General features: G+C 72.1%; 2 protein-coding genes. Both read left to right on the top strand.

Translation table 11 applies throughout. From position 1 onward, the window contains the following. Positions 1-221: hypothetical protein (locus tag EPD83_RS20285; protein ID WP_205859652.1), on the top strand; the 221-nt coding region annotated here is incomplete at its 5' end. 126 nt (positions 222-347) lie between these two features. Continuing rightward, complete coding sequence (locus EPD83_RS20280; protein WP_165567086.1) at positions 348-704, top strand: YciI family protein; 357 nt, start codon at positions 348-350, stop codon at positions 702-704. The last annotated feature ends 41 nt before the right edge of the window (positions 705-745 follow it).

The raw sequence follows: 745 nt of genomic DNA, 5'->3' as shown, positions 1-745 counted from the left end.
CGGAACGCTCGGTGCGCGAGCTGGGTGCCGTGCGGCGGCGCCACCCGTGGCTCGCAACCGGCACGGTCAGCGACGTCGACGTGTCCGGTGACCTGCTCCGCTACCGGGTGAGCAGCGGCGACCAAGTGCTCGAGGTCCGGGTCAACCGCGGCCCAGAGCCGGGCGGCGGGGCGGTGCCGGTGCCGGCCCACGGGTGGGTGGTCTCGCCTCCGGCGCCCTGACGGCGCGGACGGGTGCACAGCACGCAGAGAGAACTCGGAAAAATCCCAGGGTGTCGCTGTCGATTCCCGGTCCGCCGTTCGACGTGATGGTGTCAGGCAGGAACATCGAAGGAGAGGAGAGCCGTCATGGCTCAGTACGCCGTCTTGATCTACGCGAACGACTCCGCGCACGCGGTGGATGCCACGCAGGAGGACATCGCCGAGTGCGACGAGCACGCCGACGACCTGGTGGCCGAGAACGCGATGGTCATGGCCTACGCGCTGACCCCGCGTGAGCTGGCCACGTCGGTCCGGGCCTCGGGGGTGACCGACGGCCCGTTCGTCGACGCCAAGGAGATCGTGGCCGGCTTCTACATCCTCGAGGCGCCCGACCTGGACGCCGCGCTGGCCATCGCCGGGACCAACCCGGTGGTGCGGGAGGGCGGCGGTGTCGAGGTCCGTCCGGTGCACAGCGGCGGCCTCGTCGAGCGCCCCGCCGAGTGAGCCGGCCGCACCCCGCACCGGGGGTGGACCCGTCCGAGGAG

Origin of the sequence: Phycicoccus flavus (assembly GCF_004025965.2) — a bacterium.
GTDB classification, from domain to species: Bacteria; Actinomycetota; Actinomycetes; order Actinomycetales; family Dermatophilaceae; genus Phycicoccus; species Phycicoccus flavus.
The sequence above is the reverse complement of the archived record's forward strand: the minus strand, read 5'-3'. Positions and strand labels throughout refer to the sequence as shown.

Excerpts from the sequence above, each read along its gene's own strand:
- EPD83_RS20280 (WP_165567086.1), top strand. The coding sequence starts at position 348 with ATGGCTCAGTACGCCGTCTTGATCTACGCGAACGACTCCGCGCACGCG.